Below are 22636 nucleotides of genomic sequence, written 5' to 3'. Positions count from 1 at the left end.
TGCCGCCTCCGTCGGCACCGCTTCGGCGGGCCGGGCCGAGTGTCGGCTCCGCATCGGTCGGCGGTCGTGCGGCGGTCGCCCGAGCGAGCGTCTCGCCGGTGTCCGGTGGGCCAGGCGGCCCGGGCGGGCCGAACGGTCCCGGTCGCGGCGGTCGTGGTGCGGGTGACGCGGGCGGTGCGGCGCGGGCGAAGAAGCGTAAGCGGATGAACCTGCTGATCGCTGGGTTCGCGGTCTTCATCATGCTCGCCGGCGTCGGCGTGGTCGGGTTCACCTACTACTCGACCAACGTGGTCATGCCCGACGAGCTGCCGCTGCCGCTGTCCACCACCGTCTACGCCAAGGACGGCAAGACCGCGCTGGCCAGGCTGGGCAGCGAGAACCGCACCTTCGTCACCATCAACCAGATCCCCCAGCACGTGCAGGACGCGGTCGCCGCGGCCGAGGACCGGAACTTCTACCGGCACTCGGGCGTGGACTACAAGGGCATCGTCCGGGCGGGTTGGAACAACATCTCCGGTGGCGACAAGCAGGGCGCCTCGACGATCACCCAGCAGTACGCCCGCAACGCGTTCGAAAATCTCCAGGACGACACGTACGGCCGGAAGGTGAAGGAGGCCATCCTGGCCTCCAAGCTGAACGACGCGTACAGCAAGCCGGAGATCATGCAGCACTACCTCAACGTGATCTACTTCGGGCGTGGTGCCTACGGCATCGAGGCCGCGGCGCAGACCTACTTCGGCAAGTCCGCGAAGGACCTCAGCGTGGGCGAGGGCGCGGTGCTCGCGGCGGTCATCAAGCAGCCGCAGCCGAGCGACACCCACCGCGGGTTCGACCCCGCGGTCAACCCGACCGACGCCAAGTCGCGGTGGGACTACGTGATCGGCGGCATGAAGAAGGAAGGCTGGGTGGACGCGCCCAACCGACCCGCGTCGCCCACCGAGTACCCGAAGGTGCTGCCGCCGAAGAAGGGCGGCAACGGCTTCGGCGTCGACAGCCCGCGCGGCAACGTCATCAACTACGTCCGGCAGGAGATGGACGCGATGGGCCTGTGCTCCGACAGCGGAGCGGAGGGCAAGACGAACTGCGTGGACGCGTTGCGTGACGGCGGCTACCGGATCACCACCACCATCGACCCGAAGCTCCAGGCCGCCGCCGAGAACACCGCGATGCAGTCGAAGAAGGGCTCCGAGCTCAACGACCAGCCGAAGAACCTGATGGCGGCGGTGGTCTCGATCGACCCGAAGAAGGGCCGGGTGCTCGCCTACTACGGCGGTGACAGCGGCGCGGACTTCGACTACGCCGGTATGAACACCGACAAGAACGGCGACCTGACCGGTGGTCATCCACCGGGCTCGTCGATGAAGGTGTACACCCTGGCCGCCGCGATCGAGGCCGGCATCTCGGTCAAGTCGCACTGGGACCCGACGCCGTACAAGCCCGAGGGCTCCAAGGTCCCGATCGGCAACGCCGGCCGGACCAACCTCAAGTGCGGCAAGTACTGCACCCTCGAAGAGTCCACGGTCCAGTCGTACAACGTGCCCTTCTACTGGGTCACCGACACGATCGGCGCCGAGAAGGTCGTCGACATGGCCCGGAAGGCGGGCGTGACCACGATGTGGGGCGTCGACCCGCCGCAGGCCTTCGACCTGTCGAAGAAGGGGAAGACCCCGTTCGACAACTACACCGGTTTCGGCAAGTACCCGTTGACCGTGTTCGAACACGCGAACGCCATGGCCACGTTCGCCAACGACGGCAAGTACATCAAGGCGCACTTCGTCCTCAAGATCGAGCAGCAGGACAAGGACACCGGCAAGTGGAAGGTGGTCGGCAGCGAGCGCATCAAGCCGGAGCCGCGGATCCCCAAGAAGATCACCGACGAGGTCACCGGCGTCCTGAAGCAGATCCCGCGGCCGAACAACATCTCCCTGGAGGACGGGCGCCAGGCCGCCGCCAAGACGGGCACCTGGGAGTACGACGACGAGGACAACGCGCACGCCTGGACGGTCGGCTACACCCCGCAGAACGCCACTGCGGTGTGGGTGGGCAGCCGGGATCCGAAGAAGCCGCAGATCCGTCTCGCCAGCGGTAAGGACATCGGCGGCTCGACGCTCCCCGGTCCGATCTGGGAGAAGTTCATGAACACCGCGCTCAAGGGCCAGGAGGAGATCCCCCTGCCCAGCGTCACCGGTGAGGGCGACACCACGAAGGGCAACGGCAAGGAGCCGCCGCCCCCGCCGCCGACCAACCCGGGCCAGCCCGGTGGGCCCTCCTGCAACCCGCTGATCGATCCGTTCTGCCTGACCAACCCCGGCGGTCCTGGTGGACCCGGCGGACCGGGCGGGCCGGGCGGGCCGGGCGGACCGGGCGGACCCGGCAATGGCGGTGGCCGAGGCGGCGGCGGTGCTTTGCCCGGCCTGCCACCCGACCGGGACTGACCCGCACCACGCGTGACGCCGCCGTCGGCCGGACGACCTGTCCCGGCCGACGGCGGCGTTTTTCGTACCCCGAAGTCGACGCCGGGACGGGACGGGCACCCCTGTCGTACGGCAGGATGCCTTCTCATGAGCAGCCAGTCGACGCCCGGCATCGACGACGCCGGACCCACTGATCACCCGTCCCGCTCCGACGGGTTCGTCCGCGGCGTCTCCAGCGCCATCGGTGGTCCACTGGGCGACCACGCGACCGCCCTGGACCGCCCGGCCGGGCGCGAGCGTCGCTTCTGGACTGCCATGCGGATCGTGCTGGCGCTGGTGTGCCTCACGCTCGCCCTGCACTGGGTGCAGAAGTCGCCCTGTCAGGACGGGGCCTGGCAGAACAACGTCCAGTACACCCGGTTCTGCTACACCGACGTGCTCGCCCTCTACTACGCCGAGGGTCTCAACGAGGGCAAGGTGCCCTACCGGGACCACCCGGTCGAGTACCCGGTGCTGACCGGCTACTTCATGGGGGCGCTGGGTCTGCCGGTGCACGCCGTCGGCGCCGACGACCCGAGCATCAACCAGGCCCAGTGGTTCTACAACCTCAACGCGCTGGTGCTGGGCGCGCTCGCCGTGGCCACGGTGGCGGTGCTCCTGTCGCTGCGCCGCCGACGACCCTGGGACGCGGCGATGTTCGCCCTCGCCCCGGCCCTGGTACTCACCGCCACCGTCAACTGGGACCTGCTCGCCATCGGGCTGGCCGCCTTCGGCCTGCTGGCCTGGGCCCGACAACGACCGGTGGTGGCCGGCGTACTGCTCGGGTTGGCCGGCGCGGCGAAGCTCTGGCCGCTGTTCCTGCTCGGCCCGATCCTCATCCTGGCGCTGCGCGCCAACCGGCTCCGCGCCGCCCTCATCGCCACCGGGACGGCGATCGCGGCCGTGGTGCTGGTGAATCTGCCGGCCGCACGGGCCTACCCGGAGAACTGGGACCGATTCTTCGAGCTGAACTCCACCCGACCGATCGACTGGGGCACCCTCTGGTACATCGGGCGTTACCTGGACGGCAAGGTCGGCAACGATCCCACCCAGCTCGGCCCGTTCGAGTGGCTGAACGCCAACATCCCGACCCTCAACACCATCTCGTACGCGCTCTTCGGGTTGGCCTGTCTCGGTGTGGCCGTGCTGGCGCTGCGGGCGCCGCGCCGGCCCCGACTGGGCCAGCTCGCCTTCCTGGTGGTCGCGGCATTCCTCATCTTCAGCAAGGTCTGGTCGCAGCAGTTCGTGCTCTGGCTACTTCCGCTGGTGGTGCTGGCCCGGCCGAAGTGGGGTGCCTTCCTGGCCTGGCAGATCGCCGAGGTCTGCTACTTCGTCGCCTTCTACGGAGAGCTGCTCGGGGCGGCGACCAGCCGTGCGGTCTTCCCGGAGGGGGTCTTCGTGCTGGCCGCGACGTTGCGGCTGGGCACCGTGGTGGTTTTGTGCGTGCTGGTCGTCAAGGAGATCCTGGACCCCGAGCGGGACGCGGTACGCGCCACCTACCCGGACGACCCGGACGGCGGCGTCCTCGACGGCGCACCCGACGCACCCTGGCTGGATCGCTGGCGCCGCCCGGCGACAACCAGCGAACCCCAGCCCCAGCCCGTCACCACCTGATCCCCCGAGACCGGGGGCAGCGGCGTCAGAGCCGGTACACCACGGCGTCGCCGACCTCCTGCCGGCTGATGCCGAGCGACTCGACCGGCGCGTCGATGGTGATCTCCCACGGTGTGTTGGCCACCTGGCCGCGCAGCAGCACCACCGTGCGGACGCCGAGCGTGCGCAGGTAGTCGACGCTGGTCTGGTCGGGGAACGACTGGCTCACCCGACGAACGTCGTCGAGTTGACGCGGCGTGAACCCGCTACCGCCGTTGACCACGTCGGGGAAGCCGCTGGTCGACCAGAGCATCACGTGCTGGTCCAGGCTCTGGTTGCTGGGCAGCACCAGCAGCGGACCCTCCGCCGACCGCAGCGCGGCCGGTTGGGTCGGCACCACCGGATGCGGGGTGGTGTTCAGGCCCTCGACGGTGACCAGCAGCAGCGGCAGCAGGGTCGCCATCCGCAGCCACGGGCCGGGCCACGACGGAATCCGCTGCGCGGTCAACTCGCGGACCCGGTCGGTGAGCGCGGTGACCGCGCCCGCCGCGAGCAGGCCGAGCAGCAACGTGGTCCAGAGCATCAACCGCCCGGGGGTACGCAGCGCGCTCCAGCCCGGCACGTGATCGAAGAGCGGCACGTAGGTGAAGGTGCCGTCGAAGAACCGGGTGCCCATCGCGAAGGCCATCGTCAGCAGCACCCCGGCCAGCAGCAGCAGTCGGTGCCGCAGCCGCCAGACCGAGAAGAACAGCCCACCCGCGGCGAGCGCGTAGAGCACGAAGCCGGGCAGCAGGGTCATCTCCGGGTGCCACGGCAGCGCCGCCCGGGCCCCCTCGTGCAGCCCACCCCAGATCCGGGACTCGGCGGGCGCGGTCACGAAACCCGACGCCGGCGGCGAGAAGATGCTGATGTCGCCGATGGTGCGCTCGGCGTACGGGTGCAGCTCGGTGACCTTGAAGAACGGATACGCCATCAGCAGGCCCACCCCGGCGAAGAACACCCCGCCGAGCACGTCGGCGGCGAGCAACCGACGACCGAACGGCACGGCCTGGCCGGTGCGCAGCCGCCGCGCGAAGAACAGGACGACGGCGATCAGCACCGCGCCGCCCAGGAAGTAGGCGAACGGCAGCCCGATGCCGAAGCCGAGGCTGAGCTGCCAGGCCGCCACCAACCAGCCGGCGTAGACCCAGCCGTCGTGCCGGAGCTCAGGTCGGTAACCGTGCCGGAGCGACCAGCCGTGCCCGCGCGCCAACATCGCCAGCGCCAGCGGGATGCCGCCGTTGGAGAGCACGTGCAGGTGTCCGGCCTGGGCCAGCAGCCACGGCGCGTAGGTGTAGCTGACGCCGGCCACGGCGGCGCCGATCCGGCCGGCCCCGAGCTGCCGGGCCAGCGCGTACGCCCCGAACGTGGCGAGCGCGTGTGCCAGCACGAACATGATGTTGTAGCGCAGCAACGCGTCCTCGGGACCGCTGCCGAGCATGCCGGCCGGGGCGTAGCCGAGCAGCGTGTCGGAGAACGCGAAGCTCCACAGCTCGGGGAAGAACGTGTTGGACTGCCACAGCCGCGCCGGGTCGGCCAGCAGGATGTGCCCGGACCAGGCCATCTGCCAGGCCTGGAGGCTCGGGTCCCAGTAATCCTGCGGGAGCGTGTAGCGCGGATAGCGCAGCGTGGGCCAGGTCATCAGCACCGCGAGGGCCGACGCGCAGAGGGCGGCCAGCGTCCACTCGTGGATGAGGAACCGGCCAATTGTCCGACCGGCCCGGGTGAGGATGGAGGGCTTCGGCTCCGGGGCGGAGGCGAACGCCTCCCACCGCTCGGTGCCGTCCGCCTTCGCCTCGCCATCGGCCGGCTTCGCGTCGTCGGCGTCGCCCGCGTTCCCGCCCTTGGCCGCGTTCTTGTCCTTGGCGGCGTTCTTGTCCTTGGTCGGGTCGCCGTCCTTGGCGGCGTTGCCGTCCTTGGCGGCGTTGCCGTCCTTGGTCAGGTCGCCGTCCTTGGTGGCGCTGGCGCTGGTTGCGGCAGCATCACCGGCGTCGCCGTTCCTGGCCGTGTCGTCAGTCTTGCTGCCGTCGCCGGCTACCCGCTTGCTGCCGCCGGGGGCGGCGGCCTTGCTGTCGTCCCCGACCGTGGCCTTGCTGTCGTCCCCGAGCGTGGCCTTGCTGTCGTCCCCGAGCGCGTCCGCTCCGGCGGCGGAGCGATTCGGCTGACCGGCGCGCTGTCGGCCGCCGGCGCACCGGCAAGGTCGGCCCCGGGGTCGCCGTTGCCGGCGGCTCCGGTCGTCGCACCCTGGCTGGATCGCGGCTGCTCGGTGGAGGTCTCGGTGGCCGGCTCGGCGGTGCGGATCGGCTGGGCGGGGGTGCCCGGCGCGGCGGGGGGTCGGCTGTCGGAGTCCGCGCCGGTGGGGGTGGGCCGGGCGTTGCCGGTCCCGGGCTGTCCGGTCGTCATGCCGCCGGGCTCTCCGTCCCGAGCTGCTGACGCAGGAACTCGATGTCGGCGGCCTGGCCAGGCACGCCGCCCGGAGTCTCGACGACCACGGGCGCGCCAGCCGCCCGGATCACCGCCACCAGCAGCTCCGGCTCGATCGTGCCGCCGTCGAGGTTGTCGTGCCGGTCCTGACCGGAGTTGAACCCGCCCTTGGAGTTGTTGGCGTGCACCAGGTCGATCCTCCCGGTGATCGCCTTGACCCGGTCGACGAGGCCGAGCAGCTCCTCGCCACCCGCGTACGCGTGGCAGGTGTCCAGGCAGAAGCCGACCTCGTGGTCGCCGATCGCGTCCCAGAGTCGGGCCAGTGCGTCCAGGCGGCGGGCGCACGCGTTCTCCCCGCCCGCGGTGTTCTCGATCAGGACCGGCACGCCGAAGCCGCCCGAGTCGGCCGCGTACGCGAAGGTCTTGCGCCAGTTGTCGAACCCGACGGCCAGGTCGTCGCCGGCGTTGACGTGCCCGCCGTGCACGATCAAGCCCTTGGCGCCGACGGCGGCGGCCGCGTTGGCGTGCGCGAGGAGCAGCTTTCGGCTGGGGATACGGATCCGGTTGTTCAGGGTGGCCACGTTGATGACGTACGGGGCGTGCACGTAGAGGTCCACCTCGGCCGCGCGCAGTAGCTCGGCGTCCTCCCGAGGCTTCGGTGCCTTCCACCCCTGTGGGTCGGAGAGGAAGAACTGCACGGTGTCGGCGGACCGGGCGGCCGCCTCCGCCAGCGGGTCGGTCGAATCGACGTGAGCTCCGATACGCATGCGAGCGAGCCTACGTCGCGACCCCGACGGCCGGGGCGACGGCCGGGGCGGTGTGGCGTCACCGGACAGACCGACGCTCGTTGATGGGATTGAAGCCCCGACCAGCATCCGGTAAGCGCCAGCGGCGCGTACCGCGGCCGGTGGTCGACGGCCGACAGCGAGGTCACCCCTGCCGCGCGGCCCGGCGCGGCAGGGGCCACCTTTCACGCATCGCATACCGACCGATGAAGAATCTCGGAAATTTGGGCTTTTCCCCCCGACAAGGTACGAGTGCTGTTGTACCGTCAGATAACAACACGATAAAGCTCCGCGGGGCGTCCTCGGTCCAACCTCATCGGTGTGGTCGTTCCTCCCCAGGTCCCACCCAAGGAATGCGGACCGGACGCCCCGCGGCCCCGTAGACGGGGGTCCACCACCAGCCGACACGCGGCCGGACGGTGGACCCCCGTCGACATATCCCGGTGCCGACCCCACCACCCCGGGCATGATCGTTCGGACCGGCTATCCTGGTCAGGTTGTCCGCGTCCGGCCGGGTTCCCCCGACACGTGCGGGCAGCGACACAAGACCTCCTGCCACGGAAGGACCGTGGCCGCTTAGCCCACAGGAGGTGAGCACGTCTTGCGTCATTACGAGATCATGGTGATCCTCGACCCCAGCCTCGAGGAACGCACCGTGGCACCGTCGCTCGACACGTACCTGAACGTGATTCGGACCGCGGGTGGCTCGGTTGAGAAGACGGACGTGTGGGGCCGCCGGCGCCTCGCGTACGAGATCAACAAAAAGGCCGAGGGCATCTACGCCGTCGTCGACCTGCAGGCCACGCCTGCTGCCGTGGCCGAGCTGGACCGTCAGCTCCGGCTCAACGAGTCCGTGCTGCGCACCAAGGTCCTCCGACCGGAAATGCGCTAAGCCTTCAAACCCCGGTTCGTCCGGATCAGCCTCCGCGACTCTGTCGTACGGCTCTGCGAGCCTGTACGACGAGACGCTGAGTGCGCGAGGAGATGGTCATGGCAGGAGACACCACCATCACGGTCATCGGCAATCTGACCGATGACCCCGAGTTGCGGTTCACCCCCTCCGGGGCTGCGGTCGCCAAGTTCCGAGTCGCTTCGACGCCCCGTTTCATGGACAAGGCGTCGAACGAATGGAAGGACGGCGAGCCGCTGTTCCTCGCTTGCACCGTCTGGCGTCAGGCCGCCGAGCACGTCGCCGAGTCGCTGCAGCGTGGCGCCCGGGTGATCGTGTCGGGCCGGCTGCGCCAGCGGTCGTACGAGACCCGCGAGGGTGAGAAGCGCACCGTCATCGAGCTTGAGGTCGACGAGATCGGTCCGTCGCTGCGCTACGCCACGGCAAAGGTGCAGAAGATGTCCCGCTCCGGCGGCGGTGGCGGCGGCTTCGGTGGCGGTGGTGGTGGCAACCAGGGTGGCGGCGGAGGCAACTTCGACGACCCCTGGGCTTCGGCCGCTCCCTCTCCCGCGCGTGCCGGTTCGGGCGCCAATTTTGACGAGGAGCCACCGTTCTAATGGCGCCGAGCGCCCGCGATCGCAAACCAGGAGCACGTGCAATGGCCAAGGCTGCGGCACTTCGCAAGCCGAAGAAGAAGGTGAACCCGCTCGACAAGGACGGGATCACCTATATCGATTACAAGGACACCGCGCTGCTGCGCAAGTTCATCTCCGATCGCGGCAAGATCCGCGCTCGGCGGGTGACCGGCGTTACCTCGCAGCAGCAGCGGCAGATCGCCCGTGCGGTCAAGAACGCCCGTGAGATGGCGCTCCTGCCGTACACGGCCACCACCCGCTGAGAGGAGGCACCGATATGAAGATCATCCTGACTCAGGAAGTGTCCGGCCTCGGTGCCCCGGGCGACATCGTCGAGGTCAAGAACGGCTACGGCCGTAACTACCTGCTGCCGCAGGGCTTCGCGATCGCCTGGACCAAGGGCGCGGAAAAGCAGGTCACGGTCATCAAGCGGGCCCGTTCGGCCCGTGAGATCCGCGACCTCGACCACGCCAACGAGGTCAAGGCTCAGCTCGAGGGTCTGAAGGTCAACCTGAAGGTCCGCGCCGGCGACGGTGGTCGGCTCTTCGGCTCGGTCACCCCGGCCGAGATCGTCGACGCCGTCAAGGCGGCCAGCGGCCCGGTCCTCGACCGGCGTCGGCTGGAGGTGCCCGGTCACATCAAGTCGACCGGCAGCTACCCGGTGAAGATCAAGCTGCACCCCGAGGTGACCGCCTCGTTCAACCTGAACGTCGTTCAGGGCTGACGTCCGTAACACCACCCGAAGGCCCGCACCGAGCGATCGGTGCGGGCCTTCGTGCGTACGCCGTCTCGGCCAGACCAGGCCAGCCCGCGTCGGCATCCGGCCGGTGCGGTTCGCCCGCCGGCCGGTCAGCCGATCGGCTGACCCGTCACCGCGCTGATCAACACCGTGGACAGGCCGCCACCCACCACCGCGGCGGCGACCGCGATGGTCGCCGAACGCCACGTGGTGCCCACCCGGCGCAGCAGCGCCGCCACCACCAGACTGCTGACCAGCGCCAACCCGAAGCGCGGCGAACCGGCGAGCAGCGAGTCCAGTGCGCGTGACCGGGCCGAGTCGCAGCCGCCCCCACTGATGTCGGTCACACAACCAGCCGGCGCCTGACCGTCCAACGTCAACAGCCAAACGAAGATCAACATCGCCGGCACCAGGTAACAGGCAGCCGTGTACAGCAGCGGCCGGACGGACCCACCCGGATCCGGGTCGAGCAGGTCGTCCTCCAGCCGCCGCGCCCAGGCACCGGTGGCCGCCGACTCGACCCGCCGACGCACCGACGCCGCCCCCACCACCGGCCGGTCCGCCCGACGCCGTGGCACACCACCCGGACGCGGCGCAGCCGTGCGCGGTACGGGCGCGCTCCGTGGTCGTGGCGCCGTGTAACCGACAACCGGAGAGCGCGGCGCCGACGTCGTCGGATCCATCCAACGAGGATCGTCATCGGCCAACCGAGTGCCCGACCAGAAGCCGTCGTCCCGGCTCGGCCACCCCTCTGCGGCCACCGACCGGTCGGAGCGCGGCGGCAGCGTACGGTCCCACTGGCCGTCCTCGATCGCGGACCGCTCCCACTGGCCGGTGTGCTCGGACCGCTCCCAGCCACCGACGCTCTCCACCGCCGACCACTGGCCGCTCAGATCCCCGGCGTCCGGGCCGGCTGCCGGCAGCCACTCGTGCACGCCCGAGGCGTCCCACGGATCCACCGCCGGCGGGTACGACGGCTCGGGCTCAGCCGCCCGCTCCGACTTGCGGACCCACGGGTCAGCCGCCGGCCGGGACCCCCACGACTCCTCCGTCGCCCGGCGCCTACGCCTGCCCGGACGGCTCGTCTGCTGGTCCGGCGTCTGCTCGCTCGGGGTCGTTGACTCCAGATCCCCGCCCGACCAGATCACCTGCGGACGGCCAGCGGGCGCACGGCGGGGACGCCGGTCCGTCACCGCGCCCGAAACCGGCTCGTCCTCCTCGGCGTCGGCGCGGCGGCGACCCGCGTACCCCGGCTCCTGCGGCCGGTCGAGCGTCCACTCCCGGGTGTGGTCAGACTCCGGACCCGCACCGATCGCCATCTGCTCCCGACGACTCGCCCGGCCGCCGCGCTGCCAATCGTCCGGAGACTCGGCTGAGCGCCGACCGGCACCGGACATCGGCCGGTCGAACTCCCGCTCGTCCTCGTCCGGCGCGGCGTGGCGACCGCCACCATCAGCGTGCCGGACCCCCGACTCCAGCGCCCACCGGGGCAGGTAGGCGTCGACAGGCTCGTCCTGGCCGCGTTCCAACGCACGCCGACGACTGGAGGTGCGGTAGCGCCCGTCCGCGTCGTACGGATCAACCGGAACGGACGCCGCGCGTTCACCCCACGAGGCGCTTGGCTGGCGCTCGCGCGGGCTGCCATCCCCGCGTCCCCAGTCCCGGTAACTCACGGCCGGAGTGTGACCCTTCTGAACCGAAAGCGGAATCCGCTGTCCAGGTGTAGCCGTTCGCTGGAGATAGTACGGGACGATCGTGTCACAGACCCGACCGAAATATTCTCCTCCACAGGTTGGGGAGCGTGTTTTCCCAGGTCAACGACCTCCGGCCGAGAATTCCCCAATGGTTTTCCACAGGCTGTGCACACGCTACGCACATGCTGCCCACCGGCATCCACAGGTTGTCCCGAGGCTCGTCCACCGGTCTTGTTGAGTCTCTGACCTCGGGGTCCGTATGGTTGGCCCTCGACCGCCGGCGATGGCCCCCGATCGACCGGCCCGGTCGGACGGAAGTGTCGTACCCCAGCGGTAGAGCTGGGATCGACTCCGGCGCAGTGGAGGGGGGACCCGTGTCGGTCACCGACGACATGCGGGCAGAGCCACGCTCCGGCGCAGGGCAGCCACCCGTGCAGCGGGACGGCCAGTTCGACAAGACGCCGCCCCAGGACGTGGCCGCCGAACAGTGCGTTCTCGGCGGCATGCTGCTCTCCAAGGACGCCATCGCCGACGTCGTCGAGATCCTCAAGACCAACGACTTCTACCGGCCGGTGCACGCCACCATCTTCGACACCATCCTGGACATCTACGGCCGGGGTGAGCCGGCCGACTCGATCACCGTCGCGGCGGCGCTCGCCGACTCCGGGGATCTGGTCCGCATCGGCGGCGCGCCCTACCTGCACACCCTGATCGCCAGCGTGCCCACTGCGGCGAACGCGGCCTACTACGCCCGGATCGTCAGTGAGCGGGCGGTGTTGCGCCGATTGGTCGAGGCCGGCACGAAGATCGTGCAGCTTGGCTACGGCACCGCCAGCGGCGGCAGCCGCGACGTCGACGACATCGTGGACCTTGCCCAGCAGGCCGTCTACGACGTCACCGAACGTCGGGTCAGCGAGGATTTCGCGATCCTGGCCGACATGTTGCAGCCGACGCTTGACGAGATCGAGGCGGTGGGTGCGCAGGGCGGTGTGATGACCGGTGTGCCGACCGGCTTCAGCGACCTGGACCGGCTCCTCAACGGCCTGCACGCCGGGCAGCTCGTGATCGTCGCTGGTAGGCCTGGTCTGGGCAAGGCGCTCGCGCTCGACACCCCACTGCCGACGCCGGACGGTTGGACCACCATGGGCGAGGTTCGAACGGGTGATCGGCTGTTGGCGGCGGACGGCAGCCCCACCACTGTCACACACGCCTTCGAGGTGATGTATGACCGTCCCTGTTACGAGGTGGAGTTCTCCGACGGCACGGTCATCGTGGCGGACGCGGAGCACCTGTGGAAGACGACCAGCCGGGCAAGCCGGCGGCAGGGATCGGCGCGGCCCAGGCGGCACTGGTCCGAGTCCTCGCTCGCCACCGTCCGTGCGGCCCACGAGAGGATCAGCACCAGGGAGAACCAGCCGGTCACACTCTTCGACACGATTGCGCAGGTTGGGCCAGAGTTCCGGCATGTCCTGCAGACCGTTGCCAGTGAGGTCGGCTCCGTCGGTCGGATCAGCCGTCCCGTCGTTCGCAACGGCAGGACCCGAAATTGGACTGCGCCCGGCTACCCGGCCGGCCCGCTGCTCGGCGCGCTTCTGAGACGAGCCGAGCAGAACGTCGGAGCTGGTGAACGGGCCAACCGCGATGGTGTCGTCACCACCGCGGAGATCGCGGCCACGCTGCGAACCGACACCGCCGAGCGACGGCTCAACCACGCGGTCCAGAACACCGCGCCCCTCGACCTCCCGGACCGAAAGCTGGTGGTTCCGCCATACACGTTGGGGGCGTGGCTTGGCGACGGCCACACCGGAGCCGGCCGCTTCACCACCGCAGATCCAGAGATGATCACGCATGTCCAGGCGGACGGTTTCAACGTACGGCCAAGCGGACCGATGGTCTACACCATCCTGCTGCGGCCTGAACGGGCCGCTCCCCGCAACGGCCTGTGCGTGGACTGTGGCGTCTCCACCCGGGCACTTCGCGAGAATCCAGCGACGAGGAAATGCGCTGGCTGCCACAGTCGAAACGGATCCTTCCTGGGGCTGCTGCGTCAGGTAGGGGTCGCGGCAACCAAGCACATCCCGGGCGTCTATCTCCGTGCCTCCGAGGCTCAGCGCCGGGCGTTGTTGGCCGGCCTGATGGACACCGACGGCACCGTCGCTCCCACAGGCAATCTGCAATACACGTCCACCTCTAGGCGGCTGGCAGAGGATGTGCGTGAGCTCATCGTCAGCCTGGGCTACCGCTGCACCATCAACGCGAAGCCGGTACGCGGTCGCACCCTCGCTTCGTCCACCGCGTACACGCTGAACTTCTCCACGCCGGACGTCATCTTCCGACTCAGGCGAAAGCGGGATGCGCACGCCGAACGTCGTCGGACCGCCTCCGACGTTCGGACCGCCTCGCGTTTCATCGTGGACGTCCGCCCAGTGCCGAGCGTGCCGGTCCGCTGCGTCACGGTGGACAACCCCGAGCATCTCTATCTGGCCAGCCGCGCGATGATTCCCACCCACAACAGCACCGCGAGCATGGACTTTGCGCGAAACGCCGCAATTCGTGCGAACCAGGCGGCGGCCATCTTCTCCCTGGAAATGAGCAAGGTCGAGATCGTCATGCGGCTGCTCTCCGCCGAGGCGCGGGTGCCGCTGCACGTGCTGCGCAGCGGGCAGCTCTCCGACGACGACTGGACCAAGCTGGCCCGGTGCATGGGCGAGATCAGCGAGGCGCCGCTCTTCGTCGACGACACTCCGAGCATGAACCTGATGGAGATCCGGGCCAAGGCCCGGCGGCTCAAGCAACGGCACGACCTCAAGATGATCGTGGTCGACTATCTCCAGCTGATGACCTCACCGAAGCGCACCGAGAGTCGCCAGCAGGAGGTCGCCGACCTCTCCCGTGGCCTGAAGCTGCTGGCCAAGGAGGTCGAGTGCCCGGTCATCGCGGTCAGTCAGCTCAACCGTGGCCCCGAGCAGCGCACCGACAAGCGACCCCAATTGTCCGATCTGCGCGAGTCTGGGTCAATTGAGCAAGATGCCGACGTTGTCATTCTTTTGCACCGCGACGACTACTACGACAAGGAGTCGCCCCGGGCCGGGGAGGCGGATTTCATAATCGCCAAGCATCGGAATGGGCCGACTGACACGGTTACTGTCGCGGCACAGTTGCATCTCTCACGATTCGTCGACATGGCCATCGGGTGACAAGCGCGGATTCCGTCTTTCGGCGGCGCAAGTCGAAGACGTTGTCGCGCGTGCGGCGACCGGCGAGAGCCTCACGCGCATTGCGGCTACGTACGACGTCAGCAGGCAGGCCATTCGCGGACTGTTGAGACGGCGAGGCGTACCTGCTCGATCGGTCGCGAAGTTGGCCGAACCGGAACGCTCCGAGGCTGTTCGGCAATACAACGACGGTCTCTCGGTGACTGAGGTCGCGAGGAACTTCGGGCTCACGCTGTACGAGGGGGCGGTCGTCGCGTTGGCGCGGAAGGCGGATGCGGCGAGGGTCATGCTCAGCGGCTGATCGACGAGCTCAGCCGAGCAGCGGGAACCAGCCCGCCGGCTCACCCAACTCCAGTCGGTCCCGATCGGTCAACGGAACGCGCCCTGTCGCCTTCAGCAGGTAGTCGTGGTCGGTCCAGGCTGTCGGGCGAACCGCGTCGTCGCTGAGCAGGCCGTCCATGGTGGCCACCGCGACGCGTACCGCCAGTGGGCCGGGTGCCGGCGCGTCGGGCAGCTCCGATGTGAGGTCCAGGTGGTGCACGACCGCCTCGGTGGTCAGGGTGGCGAGGAAATCCGGTACGCGCAGCACGTGCCCCTGGGTGCTGACGTACCCCTCGGGGTCGGCTGACCCGGCGGCGCGGACCGCCGCGGGGGCGGTCTCCCGCCAGAGCCGGACGATCAGGGTCGGACGGTCGAAGGCGGCCGCCGACCGGCGGACCCACCAGGCATGCCGGGTGGCGGCGTCACCGCCGCCGGGAAAGCCGCGCCAGTAACTCACGTCGTCGACGTCGGCGGGGCCGTCGACCGGGCTGGCCAGGGCGACAAGTGCCCGCTGGGCGTCACCGAGCACGTGCAGGAGCAGGTCGGCGACGAGCCAGCCATGACAGCGGGTGGCGCGTTGCAGGCCGGCGTCGTCCAGGCCGTCGACCACCGCGGTGACCCCGTCGTACGCCTGGGCCAGCGCCTCGCCCGGTCTGATCGCGGTCATGCGATTCAGCCTCGCACGAGCCACCCCGCCCGCCAACGATCAGCGAGGTGGTGAGGTGCCCGGGTCGATGTTCGGGGGTCGACCCGGGCCGGACCTCGGGCTGGGCTCAGCCGAACATCTCGTCGAGGAAGCCCTTGCGCTTCTTCTGCCGGTAGTGGCCGTGGTAACCGTGGTGCTGCTGCTGGTGACCGTAGGCCGGCTGCGGCGGGTAGCCGTGCGCCGGCGGGGGCGGCGGCGGGACGGCACCGTAACCGGGCTGGTGCGGCGCCGGCGGCGGCGGGTAGCCGGCCGGCTGGTGGGCGGGTTGCCCCGGGGCGCCGCCGGCCTGTTGGCGGCTCCAGTTGGCCTCCGCCTCGAACAGCTTCTCCAGCTCGCCGCGGTCCAGGAAGATGCCTCGGCACTCCCCGCACTGGTCGATGACGACGCCACTGCGCTCGTACTGGCGCATTTCTCCACGACACTTGGGACAGGTAAGGCTCATCTCCCGACGGTACCCGGTGGACCTAGGCAGTTGCTGTGAGCGCCTCGGTGACTTCTTGGTCGGACACCTCGTGAAAGTCGTCGTAGTAGACGCTCACCGCGCCGAAGTCCGCTGGCCGCTGAGCGCAGATGACCTGGTCGGCCTCGGCGGTGAGCAGTTCGTACGCCTCCTGCGCGCCGACCGGCACGGCGACCACGACCCGGTCTGCGCCGAGCTGCCTGACGACTTCGACGGCGGCGCGGGCGGTCGCTCCGGTGGCGAGACCGTCATCGACGATCACCGCGGTCCGTCCGGTGAGATCGACCTGTGCGCGCCCGCCTCGGTAGAGCCGTTCCCGGCGTTCCAGCTCGGCTTGCTCGCGTCGGCTGACCTCGGCGATGTCGTCGCTGCTGAGTCGGCTGGCCACCGCCTCGTTGAGCACCTGGACGCCGCCGGGCCCGAGTGCCCCGAAGGCGACCTCCCGGGCCCACGGCATGCCGAGTTTGCGGACGACCAGGACGTCGAGCGGCGCGCCGAGCCGTTCGGCGACGACCCGGGCGACGGGTACGCCGCCACGGACCAGGCCGAGGACGACGACGTCCGGTTCGCCGATGAGCGCGGTGAGTCGTTCGGAGAGCACCCGGCCGGCGTCGGCCCGGTCGCGGTAGGTCGTCATGCCTTCAGGTCTACGCCCTGGCGCGCCGCTCCGCCCGCTGGTTAGGCCGAAGTGGTCCGACCGGAGCGCTCACCGGAGGCCGGGACGTCCGGTCGGTGCAGGGCGGGTGCCCAGGTGAGCAGGGCCAGCGGGTACAGCAGGTAGCCGAAGCGGGTGGAGGGCATCAGGGCGATGGCGGCGAGCAGCCCGTACCCGCAGATGAGCGTGGTGGCGACGGCGGTGCGGGGCGGTCGGCGGGCGAGTCGGACGGCGATCGCCAGGCCGGCGGCGATCAGCAGCCCGGCGGCGATCAGGCGGCCGGCGGGCAGCGTGGTGGCGATCAGGTGGCCGGGGAACGGGGACTGCGCGGGGCTGGTGACGAGGCCGTGCCCGAGCGGGAAACGCAGCACGTTCTCGATCAACGCGGCGCGGTCCACGAGCATCGCCGGCACCAGTGCGGCGATGGGCAGGCCGATCGCGCCGGCGGCGACCCGGAGGCCGGCGCGCCGGGTCAGGCCCCAGACGATCAGGACCAGCGCGACCGGCCAGGCGAAGAGCTTCAGGGCGCCGGCCAGCCCGACCGCCAGGCCGGCCCAGCCGGGCCGGTCGGCGGCGGCGAGCGCCAGGGCAAGCAGGCAGAGCGCGAGTACGGGTAGGTCGTCGCCGCCGGTGGCGAGGGTGAGGGAGCAGATCGGCAGCACGGTGGCGGCCTGCACGCCGCGCAGCACCGCGGCGTCGCGCCGTCGGGTGGCGTCGGTGGGGGTGGCCGGGGTGCCACGGATGGCCGCCACGGCCAGGGCGAGCGCCAGCGCGGTGCCCACCGCGAACCAGACCCGGGAGTCGGTCCACCAACTGTCGGCGAGCGCTCTGGGCAGGCCGAACATCGCCATGCCGGGCTGGTACGGGGTGTAGCCCAGCAGTTGCTCGCCGGGCGGCAGGGCGGCGATGGCGTCGGGTCCGAGGTACGGCGTGCCGTGTTCCAGGAGGCGGATGCCGGCCTGCTCGACGACCAGCACCTCTTCCTGGGCCCGGTCGGTGCGCCCGCCGGCCCGGTCGATGCTCTGCCAGATCAGGGGTAGCAGGGCGGTGCCGGCCCAGGCGAGGCAGGTGACCGCCCAGCGGGCTGGCAGACCGGTCAGCCGGGAGGTGGGAACACGGCGGTGTAGCAGGAGTTGGGCGAGCACGGCCAGCGCCGCGAGCAGGTAGCCGGCGGCGGCGACGGTGCCCCAGGCCCGGTGCGGCAGCAGGGTCGACGTGACGGCGGTGATCGCGGCGAAGATCGCCGAGACGGCGTAGACGCCGAGATCGAGCGCGAGACCGCCGGCGGCGGTGTCCAGCGTCCGCCAGTGCCGGCGGCGGCGGTCGGTCTGGTCGTCGACGATCACGCGCGACAGTCTGGCAGACCAGGCTGGCGGTGCGGTGGGGCGCTGGGCGGGCGGCGCGGCGTCAGGCGGGCAGGTGCGGCAGGCGGTCGGGGTTGTGCCGGCCGGCCTGGCGGCGGTTCTGGCTGAGCCGGATCACCGCCCCGGCGTCGTGCAGCGGCGCGGCCAGCGTGCCCGGTCGACCGCCGGAGCCGCGCTGCATCGCCGCGAGCAGGGTGCCGGACGGCATCGGCCGCGCGAACAGGTGCCCCTGGCCGGCGACGCAGCCCAACTCCCAGAGGGCGCGCCGCTGCGGCTCGCTCTCCACGCCCTCGGCCACCACGTCGAGGTCGAGGCTGCGACCCAGGTCGAGGGTGGAACGGATGACGGCGGCGGCCTCCGCCGAACTCTCCATGGTCGTCACGAAGCTGCGGTCGATCTTCAGCTCGTGTACCGGGATCCGGGAGAGCAGGGAGAGCGAGGAGTAGCCGGTGCCGAAGTCGTCAAGCGCCAGCCGGACGCCCTCGTCGCGCAGCCGGCTGAGCACCCGGTCGACCACGTCGAGTTGGCTGAGTGTCAACGTCTCGGTCAGCTCCAGGACGAGGCGGTCCGGTGGCAGGTCGTGGGCGCGTAGCCGGGCCAGCACCGACCCCGGGAACCGGGCGTCGAGCAGGCTGCGGGGGGACACGTTTACCGCGACCGGTACGTCGAAGCCGGCGTCGCGCCAGTCGGCGGCCGCGATCAGTGCCTGGTCGAGGATCGCTTCGGCGAAGGCCGGTAGCAGGCCCGAGCGTTCCACCGCCTCCAGGAAGCGCAGCGGGTCGATCATGCCGTGGGTGGGGTGGTGCCAGCGGGCCAACGCCTCCGCGCTGGTCACCGCACCGGTGCCCAGGTCGACGATCGGCTGGAAGTTGACGATGAACTCGTGGTCGGCGACCGCGCGGGGCAGGTCGCCGCCGAGGGTGAGTCGGCCCAGGTCCGCGGTGTCCCGGGTCGGGGCGTACGTGGAGATTCGCTGGCCGGCCCGCTTCGCCTGGTACATGGCCACGTCGGCGCGGCGCAGCAGTTCGGCCATGCCACCGTTGGACGGGGCCACGGAGATCCCGCCGCTGGCCTCCACGCTGATCCGCATGCCGTCCAGCTCGAAGGGCTCGTGCAGGGCGGCGAGCAGGGTCTCGGCCCGGTGCGCGGCCACCGCCGGGGCCGGCAGCCCGCGCAGGAGCACGGCGAACTCGTCGCCGCCGAGGCGGGCCACCAGATCATTCGGTTGGGCGGCGCCCCGCAGCCGGTTGGCGACCTGCACCAGCACCTGGTCGCCGGCGGCGTGCCCGAGGGTGTCGTTGACCTCCTTGAAGTGGTTGAGGTCGATCAGCACCAGGGCGGTCACCCCGTCGGCGTGGCGGGTGCTCAACTGTTCGGTGCCCTCGTCGAGCAGGTGCCGACGGTTGGCCAGGTCGGTAAGTGCGTCGTGCGCGGCGGCGTACGCGTGTTCGTTGGCGGCCCGGGCCAGTTCGGCGTACGCCTGGGCGTTGCGGACGGCCGTGCAGAGCGCGGAGGCGAAGGTGCGCAGGGTGTACTGCTCCCGCTCGGACAGCCGCACCGGACCGCGGAAGCGCAGCCGAAGCATGCCGACGTCGACGGTCCGGTCGTGGCCTTCCAGCGGTGTGGGGACGACAGTGCCGTTCACGTCGGTGGGCGTACCGGTGGGGCCGTCGAAGGCGATGCCGCCGGTGCCGCCGCGCACTGTGCGTCCGCCGTCGCGCAGCTCGATCTCGACCTCGTCGGCGGAGAACAGCTCGGCGGCCTGGGTGACGGCGGTGGTGAGGACGTTGTCCAGGTCGACCACGTTGAGGGCGTCGGTGGTGCGGGCCAGCCGCTGCCACGCCTGCTGCTCGGTGCGGCCCCGGATGCGGGCGGAGTAGGCGAGGTGCAGGCTCAGGACCAGGGGCGGAACGGCGAGCAGCAGACGCGGGTCCAGCCGGATGATCAGCAGCGTGCAGGCTGTGACGACGAACCGCACGGCGAAGCCGGCGAGCCGAAGGTCGAAGTTGCTGCGGAACTGCCTCGCGACACTGGTCTGGGAGGCCAGCGCGATGACCGGGATGGCCAGCAGATCATCCAGGAGCGCGGCCACCAGGTAGGCGAGCGCCAACGGCACCAGCAGCCGCAGCGGGGTCGTCCCGGTCGGCGGCCAGGTCCAGGTCGTCAGCGCCAGTGCCGTGCCGGCGCCCCAGGCCACGATGACGTTCTTGCCGATGCCGAAGGCCAGCTTCATCGGTGCGAGGCGAAGCGAGGCGAGGGCGATGCCGATCGCGGTGCAGAGCACGACCACCGAGGTCGGAGCGATTGCTGCGCCAACGATGATTGCGGTCTCGTTCCAACTGATCGACTGGGTCGTCGAACGGATCCGTACTCGGGCCTTGACCAGCGTTCCCAACGCGATCATGAGGGTGAGCATGACCGGGACCGCCACGTCGCTGGCCGTTGCCCGACTCGCGGCGCTCAACGCGGCCGGAAGCGAGGCGGCGACGATGATCGCGGCCACAACGACGACGAGACCGACGAGCAGCAACAGCCGCCGATCGGTCTCAATCTCTCGTCGCTGAGGAAGGCTCATGCCGCTCCCGGAGGGCTGCCGGTACGTTCTCGCAGCCTACTGCTTGGGGTCCTCAGAAGTCCTGTGCCGAACTTGTCAGTTCCAGTCGGTGCCGCGCATCGCGATGCCCCTCTCCCTTGTGCCAATTGGAGTACCTGTCCTCATGGGACGTCCTCGAAAGGCAGCTTAAGAGCAGGAACGGCAGCATAGAAGAAATAAATGTCGGTATGCGCAACATTAGTTAAGTTCCAGGGCTTTTATTACGTTCTGTCCATCATCGCTGGACGGAGTGCGGTCGAGCTTGCGAGCTTTGGATTCGAGCGGCACGTGCAACTGCGGACGGTATCTTGCGCGGCTTATGGCCGTGTCATTCCCTGAGTCTGGACGTTCTCCGGAAGCTCCTCATCCAGAGTTTGGTCAGGCGTGCGGGCGGCTCGGGCAGAGTTGCTGCGGCCAGGTGCCCGTGGGCCGGCAATAGAGCTGACCGTTGGCCTGGTCGTGGGTGATGACGGATGGATAATCGCCTTTGGTCAGGCGGTGCTGCAACTTGCTACTGACATGGTGCCGTCACGCATTGCCATTCGCGCAGCTCCCGCGATGTTTCGGACCGCCAGCCGTCGATCGCTTCATCCCGTAAGCGCTGGGCCACCTACCGGGGTTCGTGGACTCCGTTGCGTGATCGGCTGAATACCTGGCACGGCTGGCAGGGGACGGGTGGAGATTCAGGTTCTGGGCGGCCTTTCGGCCCAGCTATCTACCCGCCCGCTGCGTCTGGGTACACCTAAGCAGCAGGCAATCTTCGCGATGCTTGCCGTTCATCCAGGGCGAGTGGTGACGGTCGACGAGCTCATCGATGAGTTATGGGCCGATCGCCCACCGCGATCGGCCGTAGCTAATGTGCGGACGTATGCCGCCAATCTTCGCCGAGGCTTTCCCGACCGGCCGCGGCGTCATCTCGCGCCAACCCAGCGGCTGTCAGCTCGTGGTGAACCCCGAACTGGTCGACGTCCGTTGCTTCGAGTTGGAGCGGGACGCGGGTCGTTATGCCCTGACGCCGGCCACCTTTCGGGCGCCGTCGTACCGCAGCGATAGGCTCCTGACCGTGACCGAACCCGCGCAGCTCAGCCACGTCGACCGCGCCGGCGCGGCCCGCATGGTCGACGTCTCCGGCAAGGCGGTGACGGGTCGGTTGGCCGTCGCGGCCGGCCGCCTGCGGACCACGCCCGAGGTGATCGACCTGCTGCACCGCGACGGGTTGCCCAAGGGCGACGCGTTGGCGGTCGGTCGGCTGGCCGGCATCATGGGGGCCAAGCGCACACCCGACCTGATCCCGCTCTGCCACCCGATCGCGCTGCACGGCGTCACAGTCGACCTGCGGTTGACCACCGACACCGTGGAGATCACCGCCACCGCCCGCACGGCGGACCGGACGGGAGTCGAGATGGAGGCGCTCACGGCGGTCGCCGTCGCCGGTCTCGCCCTGATCGACATGGTCAAGGCGGTCGACCCGGCGGCCTCGGTCGAGGCGGTCCGGGTGCTGCGCAAGGAGGGCGGCAAGACCGGCGAGTGGGTCCGTCCGGAGGACCGGCCGTGATCCGGGCCCGGGTGATCGTCGCCTCCAACCGGGCGGCGGCCGGTGTCTACGCCGACACCAGCGGGCCGCTGCTCGTCGCCGGCCTGCGTGAGCTGGGCTGCGACGTCGACGAGCCGGTGGTGGTGCCCGACGGCGAGCCGGTCGGCGTCGCCGTGCTCGCCGCCCGCGCCGACGGCATCGACGTGGTGTTGACCAGCGGTGGCACCGGGGTGACCCCGTCGGACCGGACCCCGGACGTGACCCGGGGTCTACTTGACTACGAGATCCCCGGCATCGCCGAGGCGATCCGCGCGCACAGTCGTGACCGGGTGCCCACGTCGGTGCTGTCCCGGGGCCTGGCCGGGGTCGCCGGCCGGATGCTGGTGGTCAACCTGCCCGGCTCGACCGGCGGTGCCCGGGACGGCCTGGCCGTGCTCGGGCCGATCCTCGGCCACACCGTCGACCAGCTCCGCGGCGGAGACCACTGACCGCCGTCCGGCGGGCCACTGACGGGTCCACGCCCGCCCAGGCCCCGGC

At 70.2% G+C, this 22636-nt stretch carries 17 protein-coding genes and 1 pseudogene; 10 read left to right on the top strand and 8 right to left on the bottom strand.

Annotated elements, in window-relative coordinates; genetic code table 11:
• Positions 1-2414, top strand: a pseudogene (locus tag JM949_RS11885) (transglycosylase domain-containing protein); the annotation flags it as partial.
• A gap of 147 nt (positions 2415-2561) precedes the next feature.
• Positions 2562-4067 carry a glycosyltransferase family 87 protein gene (locus JM949_RS11880; RefSeq protein WP_203148458.1) on the top strand — a complete coding sequence of 502 codons (1506 nt, stop codon included), beginning with the start codon at positions 2562-2564 and terminating at the stop codon, positions 4065-4067.
• 25 nt (positions 4068-4092) lie between these two features.
• Here the strand turns inward: JM949_RS11880 and JM949_RS11875 are convergent, their stop codons facing one another.
• Entirely contained in the window at positions 4093-5727 is a 1635-nt protein-coding gene (locus JM949_RS11875) for a hypothetical protein (protein ID WP_238433004.1), read from the bottom strand.
• A 757-nt stretch (positions 5728-6484) separates the two neighbouring features.
• Positions 6485-7276 carry a deoxyribonuclease IV gene (locus tag JM949_RS11870; protein WP_203148456.1) on the bottom strand — a complete coding sequence of 264 codons (792 nt, stop codon included), beginning with the start codon at positions 7274-7276 and terminating at the stop codon, positions 6485-6487.
• Between the two features lie 619 nt (positions 7277-7895).
• Here JM949_RS11870 and rpsF point away from each other — a divergent pair.
• The 4 genes from rpsF (at position 7896) to rplI (ending at position 9542) form a co-directional block, all read left to right on the top strand.
• A complete protein-coding gene (rpsF, locus tag JM949_RS11865; protein ID WP_036411437.1) occupies positions 7896-8186 on the top strand; it encodes a 30S ribosomal protein S6 in 291 nt (96 codons plus the stop codon).
• Between the two features lie 80 nt (positions 8187-8266).
• The gene (locus tag JM949_RS11860) at positions 8267-8800 is read left to right on the top strand and encodes a single-stranded DNA-binding protein (protein ID WP_030331808.1); all 534 of its coding nucleotides are present in this window, start codon (positions 8267-8269) and stop codon (positions 8798-8800) included.
• Positions 8801-8841: 41 nt separating this feature from the next.
• Positions 8842-9081 (top strand): 30S ribosomal protein S18, encoded by a 240-nt coding sequence (gene rpsR / locus JM949_RS11855; protein ID WP_013289355.1) that lies wholly within the window; start codon positions 8842-8844, stop codon positions 9079-9081.
• A gap of 14 nt (positions 9082-9095) precedes the next feature.
• Positions 9096-9542 (top strand): 50S ribosomal protein L9, encoded by a 447-nt coding sequence (gene rplI / locus JM949_RS11850; protein ID WP_088987066.1) that lies wholly within the window; start codon positions 9096-9098, stop codon positions 9540-9542.
• A gap of 125 nt (positions 9543-9667) precedes the next feature.
• Here rplI and JM949_RS11845 read toward each other — a convergent pair whose 3' ends face one another.
• Positions 9668-11230, bottom strand: coding sequence for a hypothetical protein (locus tag JM949_RS11845; RefSeq protein WP_203148454.1), 1563 nt, complete (start codon positions 11228-11230; stop codon positions 9668-9670).
• A gap of 395 nt (positions 11231-11625) precedes the next feature.
• Here JM949_RS11845 and dnaB point away from each other — a divergent pair, with 395 nt between their 5' ends.
• Complete coding sequence (gene dnaB / locus JM949_RS11840; protein WP_203148453.1) at positions 11626-14448, top strand: replicative DNA helicase; 2823 nt, start codon at positions 11626-11628, stop codon at positions 14446-14448.
• Positions 14449-14776: 328 nt separating this feature from the next.
• On the opposite strand, the gene JM949_RS11835 is transcribed toward dnaB, so the two are convergent.
• From JM949_RS11835 to JM949_RS11815, 5 genes are all read right to left on the bottom strand, one after another.
• The gene (locus tag JM949_RS11835; protein ID WP_203148452.1) at positions 14777-15454 is read right to left on the bottom strand and encodes a maleylpyruvate isomerase N-terminal domain-containing protein; all 678 of its coding nucleotides are present in this window, start codon (positions 15452-15454) and stop codon (positions 14777-14779) included.
• 106 nt (positions 15455-15560) lie between these two features.
• The gene (locus tag JM949_RS11830) at positions 15561-15935 is read right to left on the bottom strand and encodes a TFIIB-type zinc ribbon-containing protein (RefSeq protein WP_203148451.1); all 375 of its coding nucleotides are present in this window, start codon (positions 15933-15935) and stop codon (positions 15561-15563) included.
• A 22-nt stretch (positions 15936-15957) separates the two neighbouring features.
• Positions 15958-16590, bottom strand: coding sequence for a phosphoribosyltransferase (locus tag JM949_RS11825; RefSeq protein ID WP_203148450.1), 633 nt, complete (start codon positions 16588-16590; stop codon positions 15958-15960).
• A gap of 41 nt (positions 16591-16631) precedes the next feature.
• Positions 16632-17951, bottom strand: coding sequence for a glycosyltransferase family 87 protein (locus JM949_RS11820; protein WP_407664736.1), 1320 nt, complete (start codon positions 17949-17951; stop codon positions 16632-16634).
• Between the two features lie 64 nt (positions 17952-18015).
• A complete protein-coding gene (locus JM949_RS11815; RefSeq protein WP_203148448.1) occupies positions 18016-20547 on the bottom strand; it encodes a putative bifunctional diguanylate cyclase/phosphodiesterase in 2532 nt (843 codons plus the stop codon).
• A gap of 693 nt (positions 20548-21240) precedes the next feature.
• On the opposite strand from JM949_RS11815, the gene JM949_RS39660 reads away from it, so the two are divergent.
• From JM949_RS39660 to JM949_RS11800, 3 genes are read left to right on the top strand one after another with little or no spacing between them, the layout of a single operon-like run.
• Positions 21241-21618 carry an AfsR/SARP family transcriptional regulator gene (locus tag JM949_RS39660; RefSeq protein WP_203148447.1) on the top strand — a complete coding sequence of 126 codons (378 nt, stop codon included), beginning with the start codon at positions 21241-21243 and terminating at the stop codon, positions 21616-21618.
• A gap of 10 nt (positions 21619-21628) precedes the next feature.
• Positions 21629-22120: a cyclic pyranopterin monophosphate synthase MoaC gene (gene moaC / locus JM949_RS11805; RefSeq protein ID WP_203148445.1), complete on the top strand. Its 492-nt coding sequence runs from the start codon at positions 21629-21631 to the stop codon at positions 22118-22120.
• The gene (locus tag JM949_RS11800; protein WP_203148443.1) at positions 22117-22587 is read left to right on the top strand and encodes a MogA/MoaB family molybdenum cofactor biosynthesis protein; all 471 of its coding nucleotides are present in this window, start codon (positions 22117-22119) and stop codon (positions 22585-22587) included. The genes moaC and JM949_RS11800 overlap by 4 nt, the downstream gene beginning before the upstream one ends.
• The last annotated feature ends 49 nt before the right edge of the window (positions 22588-22636 follow it).

Origin of the sequence: Micromonospora tarensis, from assembly GCF_016803395.1 — a bacterium.
Classification (GTDB): domain Bacteria; phylum Actinomycetota; class Actinomycetes; order Mycobacteriales; family Micromonosporaceae; genus Micromonospora; species Micromonospora tarensis.
The sequence above is the reverse complement of the archived record's forward strand: the minus strand, read 5'-3'. Positions and strand labels throughout refer to the sequence as shown.